The 6544-nt window shown below is 65.2% G+C and carries 4 protein-coding genes; 3 read left to right on the forward strand and 1 reads right to left on the reverse strand.

What is annotated here, in order from left to right:
- The first annotated feature begins 588 nt into the window (after window positions 1-588).
- Window positions 589-1626, forward strand: a complete 1038-nt coding sequence (locus ABZW16_RS42550; protein ID WP_354961849.1) for a PLP-dependent aminotransferase family protein — start codon at window positions 589-591, stop codon at window positions 1624-1626.
- A complete protein-coding gene (locus ABZW16_RS42555) occupies window positions 1623-3908 on the forward strand; it encodes a tetratricopeptide repeat protein (RefSeq protein ID WP_354961846.1) in 2286 nt (761 codons plus the stop codon). The genes ABZW16_RS42550 and ABZW16_RS42555 overlap by 4 nt, the downstream gene beginning before the upstream one ends.
- Before the next feature lie 50 nt (window positions 3909-3958).
- Here the strand turns inward: ABZW16_RS42555 and ABZW16_RS42560 are convergent, their stop codons facing one another.
- Window positions 3959-4780, reverse strand: a complete 822-nt coding sequence (locus ABZW16_RS42560; protein WP_354961847.1) for a MerR family transcriptional regulator — start codon at window positions 4778-4780, stop codon at window positions 3959-3961.
- A gap of 52 nt (window positions 4781-4832) precedes the next feature.
- On the opposite strand from ABZW16_RS42560, the gene ABZW16_RS42565 reads away from it, so the two are divergent.
- A complete protein-coding gene (locus ABZW16_RS42565; RefSeq protein WP_354961848.1) occupies window positions 4833-6332 on the forward strand; it encodes an amino acid permease in 1500 nt (499 codons plus the stop codon).
- Window positions 6333-6544 lie beyond the last annotated feature (212 nt).

Below are 6544 nucleotides of genomic sequence, written 5' to 3' on the forward strand. Positions count from 1 at the left end.
GTCCGGTATGTTTACGATGCACTGTGGATCGACAGCCATTATTAGGAGTGGAGTTTCGATGGACAGGATCGCAGCGACACCCGACGCGATTCGTGGAATGGACCGACTTACCGCCAAGTGGTTGCCGCCCGCTCGCGTGAAGCGCGAGTTTCCCGAAGTGCGCTTCGACGCCAAAATCCGAGGCGGGAGCCCAGTGCGGTAGTTCCGCACGCTGGGATCTGTGTGGGGGGCCGCCCGTGAGGGCGGTCCCTACCGCGATCTGTCGGTGATGTGCGCCCGAGCAAACTCCCACCCCGCCGGGGCACGTTGATCACGCGCACCCGTGGTGAGGAGATGGTCCAGATCGCCCATCTTCCTCCGCTGTGAACCGCGTTGGGTCATGAAAGTATGTTGGGTCACGAAAGATGTTGGGCGGGTAAGTTGGCTGTCACTAAACGGTTCGGCCCGACCGGGACGATAAGAAGCGGTGCCATCGATGAGTTGTTTTCATTGCTGGGCCGTCGCCCAGAGGTCATATCCTTTGCCGCGGGAGCGCCGGAGACGACACTATTGCCGGGCGAACTCGTACCGGGTCTGGTCGACACCGTGATGACCAAATACGGAAATCGGGCACTGCAATACGGCATGCCCCAGGGATTCGGGCCGTTACTGGAACAGGCTGCCCACCTGTTGTCGGAGCGTTGGATTCGATGTCCCGCGGACAATATTCACATTGCAACGGGTAGATCCGGAGCACTGCACAACGTGTGTAGGGCAGTACTCGGCGCCGGCGACGTGGTTCTTGTGGAAACCCCCACCCACGGTCCCGCCCTCGAGATGTTTCAGAGCTATGGGGCAACCGTGACAAGCGTCGAATCCGACGAGGCAGGTCTCCTTCCGGAGGCGCTCGACGAGGCTCTCGCACGCACCTCGGCGGCCCTCGTCTATCTGCTTCCCACGTTCCAGAATCCCACGGGCCGGACGATGCCCACGACACGAAGGGCGGAGGTGGCCGAGGTAATTGTTCGCCGAAATGCCCTGGCGGTTGAAGACGACGTCTATGCCGATCTTCGCTACCGCGGCAGACCGATACCGGCGTTCTGGGCCTTCGCGCCGAACAACACCGTGTACATCACGTCCTTGTCCAAGACACTGGCACCCGCGATCCGAATAGGAATCGCGGTGTTGCCCCCGGACGTACTGAGCACGGTATCGGCACTCGAGCACGGCATCGGCATGCAGACGTCGACCCTCTGCCAAGCCATTGCGGCCGAATTCCTGGCGAGCCCGTTCATGGCCGAGCACTTGCAGACGATCACGGAGGCGTATTCGGCCAAGCTCCAGCTGTTGTGCACGGCGCTCGACAAGTATTTTCCCGGCGGGTTCCGGTGGACCGAACCCGACGGAGGATTGTTCGTATGGGTGGACGGCCCGCCGGGTTTCGATGCCGACGCGGCCTTGGATCGTGCGTTGCTGCGAGATGTCGCCTTCAGGCCGGGCAGCGCCTTCTATGCTGATGATGCGTTACTGCACCGCAATACGATGCGTTTGAGCTTCGCGGGTGTTCGATCGGAACAAGTACTGCCCGGGATTGATGCCTTGGCAGCAGTATGCGAGAACTATCGGGAATCCCGAGAAGGCGAATGATCGACGATTCCAGCCCATCAGCGCACCCGCTGCCGCTGCGGGCGCCCGATGCCGCCGATGCGGCGGATCCATCGGCGACTCGGCGGGCGGATGTCACCCGCACGCCTCGGTGGACGCCGGACAACTCCGAACCGTTGCCCGAGGACGGCGCGGATCCGGAGACGCGGTCTCGCCCGAGTGTGCGGCGGCTCGGTGCAGGGCTGGTCACGATGCCGCGGGTTGCGCTGGTCGATCCACCTTCTGCGATCCTGTCGGATCCCGAGGTGCCCGAGGACAAACGGTACTGCTGGAAATGCCGGCAGCCGGTCGGGCGTTCCGGCTCCGGCGAGCACGGCGTCCCCCGCGGCAGCTGCGTGCACTGCGGATCACCATTCCATTTCCGGCCGCAACTCGAGCCCGGTGACCTGGTCGCGGGTCAATACGAGGTATGCGGCTGCCTGGCCTACGGCGGAATGGGGTGGATCTTCCTGGCCCGCGATCGCAATGTCAGCGGCCGCTGGGTGGTGTTGAAGGGGTTGCAGAATCCGCTCGACATAGAGGCCAACGTGGTCGCCCTGGCCGAACGTCAATTCCTTTCGGAGATGGCACATCCGGCGATCGTGAAGATCTTCAACTTCGTGAAGCACCGTTCCGTGGACGGGACTCCGGTCGGCTATATCGTGATGGAGTATGTCGGCGGGCGTTCGCTGAAAACCGAGTTGGATCGGCGTGCCCTCGGCTACCTCCCGGTGGCCGAGGCCATAGCCTACACACTGGAAATCCTCTCGGCGCTGGACTATCTTCATTCGCTCGGCCTGGCGTACAACGATCTCAAGCCCGCCAACATCATGGTCGCTGCGGATGAGGTCAAACTCATCGACCTCGGTGCGGTCGCAGCCCTTCGGTCCGGTGGCAACCTGTACGGAACTCCCGGGTATCAGGCGCCGGAATTCACCCGGACCGGGCCCACCATGGCCTCCGACATCTACATGGTTGGCCGCACACTGGCAGCACTGACCTTTCGGATGCCCACCGACCGGCACGGCCACAAAATGCCCGGCCTGCCCCGCCCGGACCACGAGTTGGTGCTGCGCCGTTATCCATCGTTCGCGCGCCTGCTGGCGGTAGCCACCGACAACGACCCGGTACAACGCTTTCCGTCCGCCTACGCCATGCACCGTCAACTCCTCGGCGTACTGCGCGCCGTCCTGGCCGAGGACACCGGCCGGCACTATCCGCAGGTGTCTGCGGTATTCGGCACTCTGCGAGGCGATTTCGGGATCGATACGCTCATCCGGCCCTCCGATGGCATTCTCGACGGCGTGCACCACAGGGCAACTCTCGACGCGCCGAGTGTTGTTTCCGCACTGCCGGTACCGCTGATCGACAGCGAGGACCCCAACGCGGACCTGCTGTCACCTCTGCTGCACGGCGATCCGCACCGGGCCGTCGATACGCTGCGCGAGGCGCGTGGGAACATGCTGGCCGGGAAGATCGCCACACACGAATCCTTCGAACTCGAAGGGACTTTGGCGGAGGTGCGGGCCCACCTCGATCTGGGTGAGGTGGAGAATGTCCGCGCCAAGCTCGCCGAACTGCGTCCGGGGCACCGCACGGACTGGCGTATCGGGTGGTATGCGGGGCTCGCCGAACTCACGATGGGTGATTACGAGAAGGCATACGAGCAATTCGATCTCGTTCATTCCGCGGTTCCCGGTGAGATCGCGCCGCAACTGGCGCTGGCGGCGACCGCCGAACTGGTGCTCGAAACTCGCTGTGGATCAGCGGATCTCGCTCGCTGGGGCCACGCGGCGAGAGAGTACTACCGGGCCGTTTGGCATACCGACCGTAGCGTGGCGAGCGCGGCATTCGGCCTCGCGCGCCGGCTGGCCGCCGGCGGCGACACCGCCGCGGCCGTCGCCACGCTGCAACAGGTTTCCGAGATATCGCGTCACCACAACGTGGCCCGGATGACCGGATGCGTGCTGCTCGTCTCACGTCCGGTCACCGAACTCACCCAATCGGATCTGGATGCCGCCGCGCGGCTGGCAGAGCTTCCCGGTGAGCCGCGTGTACTGCAGATGCGCGCGCTCGTCCTGGGTGTCGCCCTGGCCTGGCTACGGCACGGTGGGCGTCCGCAGGACCCGAACGCCGCCATCCTCGGCGTGCGGTACCTCGAGAAGGAACTACGCGGAGGGATCGAACGGACGCTGCGCCGAATCGCCCGCGAGGCCCCGCATCCGTCGCAACGGTACGCGCTGGTCGACTTGGCCAACGAGTTGCGGCCCCAGTCGTGGTGGTGAAGCTCCCTGGCCGGTGATTCATACCGCCTCGGCGGGCTCGGCGCAGAGCCCTACGTGGGTTGGTCATGCTGTAGGTCGGCAAGTTCCCGCTCGGTCAGGTAGTCCAGATGGCGGGCGACGAACCGGTCGACCAAGCCGGACACCACCCGCCTGGGTTGTTTCCGGGCGGCGGTCAGATGCTCGGCCAGTTCCCGCGCATCCTGCGCTGTGCGGGCGGAACGCCGGAACGAACGCACGATGGTGCGCTCGTACATATCCGCGAATTGCCTTGCGATATGGTCGCAATCGGCGCGTAGCCGGTCGATGTCGTCGAGCGCGCGTGCCGGTGGGATTCCGGCGTCGATCAGCTGATCGAGGACGTCGACGAGTTCGGGATCGGTGATCCGATAGCTGTCCGCGTCGAGCGGTTCGTACAGCCCGGCCGCGACCACCCGGGCCAGGCCGCCGGGGATCTCGCGGTAGTACTCGGCGAGATCGGTGGCGGCGACCCGCTCCCCGGCCGGGGCGCGGGAAGGTTGCTGTGGCTGCGCAGCGGTGCTCGCCGAGACGCCGAGTACGTCCGCCAGATCGTCCCCGCGGTCCCATGCCTCTAGCAGTCCGCGGACCCCGTTGAGGGTGATGCCACGTTCCAGCAGTCGGCCGATGATGCGGATCCGGTTGAGGTGTTCCTCGCTGTAGAACCCGATGCGGCCCTTCATCTGCGGCGGCGGGAGCAGGCCGCGCTCGTTGTAGTCGCGCAGGGTCCGGACTGTCATCCCGGTCTCGTGCGCCAACGCGCTGATCGTGAACTCCGCATCCACCGCCATGTCCTCCAGGAAACCACAACGCAACAGCGGGTTGGACAGCAACCCTTGCTGTGTGCCGTCAATCACTGGTACGTTCCATCAGTCAATGGCATGGTCCGTATCACAGGAAGGCACGATCATGACCACCGTTCAATCACCGGGAACCACCGGAGCTGCGGGGAACGCGCATGCTCATGAGGACGCCGGCTATCACAAGGCGCTACGCCCCCGGCAGCTGCAAATGATCGCCATCGGTGGCGCGATCGGCACCGGCCTGTTCCTGGGCGCGGGCTCCCGGCTGAAGGAGGCGGGCGCGAGCCTGTTCCTGGCCTATGCGGTCTGCGGGATATTTGTCTTCTTCATATTGCGGGCGCTCGGCGAGCTGGTGCTGCACCGGCCGTCCTCGGGCTCCTTCGTCTCGTACGCCCGCGAGTTCTACGGGGAGAAGCTGGCATTCGGTGTGGGCTGGGCATACTTCTTCCACTGGTGTATGACCGGCATCGTCGACATTACCGCGATCGGAACATACGTCCACTACTGGGGCGCGACGAAATCTATTCCACAGTGGGCGATTGCGCTGGTCGCCCTGGTGATCGTCGTCGCGATCAACATGGTGTCGGTGAAGTGGTTCGGCGAGATGGAGTTCTGGGCAGCGCTGATCAAAGTCGTTGCTCTGGTGAGCTTCCTGGTGATCGGCATCGTCTTCCTGGTGGGGCGGTTCAAGATTGCGGGCGCGTCGACCGGACCTAGCGTGATCACGTCGAACGGCGGCCTGTTCCCGCATGGGGTGCTGCCTCTGGTACTGACCACCACCGGGGTCGTCTTCGCCTATGCCGCAGTCGAACTCGTCGGTACCGCGGCCGGTGAGGCGGAGAACCCGGAGAAGATCATGCCGCGCGCGATCAACTCCGTCATCGCCCGCATCGCGCTGTTCTATGTCGGCTCGCTGGTGCTGCTGTCACTGCTGCTGCCGTACACCGAATTCAAGGCCGGCACCAGCCCGTTCGTGACCTTCTTCTCGAAGCTGGGTGTCCAGGGTGCGGGCTCGGTGATGAATCTGATCGTGCTGACCGCCGCGTTCTCCAGCCTGAACGCCGGGCTGTACTCGACCGGCCGCATCCTGCGGTCGATGTCGGTGAACGGCAGCGCGCCGAAGCTCGCTTCGCGGATGACCAAGGGCGGCGTGCCGTACGTGGGCATCCTCGCTACCGGCACTGTCGCGCTGCTGGGCGTCGGGCTCAACGCCATCGTGCCGGCGAAGGCGTTCGAGATCGTGCTGAACATGTCGGCGCTGGGCACCATCGCGGCGTGGGCGGCGATCCTGCTGTGCCAGCTGAAGCTGTGGCAGTGGTCCAAGCAGGGGCTGGTCGAGCGTCCGAAGTTCCGGCTGGTGGGCGCGCCCTACACCAGCATCGCCGCGCTGTTGTTCCTTGTGGTGGTGCTCGGGCTGATGCTGTTCGGTCGCGACGCCACCCAGCGCGGCGCGCTGATCGCCGTGGTGGTCGTGGTGCTGCCGCTGATGGTGGCCGGCTGGTTCGTCGCCCGGCGCCGGGTGGCGGCCCTGGCCGCCGAGCGCGAGGGCTACACCGGGCAGTTCCCGGTGCTGGCCGAGCGTCCGCTGGAGCGCCGCGACCAGTAGCCCAACAATCGTCGGCGGGAGTCGGGCGGTGTCGCCCACGATGAGGGAGAATCCCGCCGATACCGGTCGGTCTCGGCATCCCCTGATAGCGTCGCCGAGTCCGATCGGACCGTTCCGCGCCGGGTCGGCGACGATTCTCGGTGTGCGGCCCCAGCGCAGCGAACCAGGACACGTTTTCTGGGTCCGCGTGCAGGTGGAAGGCGCGCTGCCGT

The sequence above is a fragment of the Nocardia sp. NPDC004604 genome (genome assembly GCF_040609795.1).
Taxonomy (GTDB): domain Bacteria; phylum Actinomycetota; class Actinomycetes; order Mycobacteriales; family Mycobacteriaceae; genus Nocardia.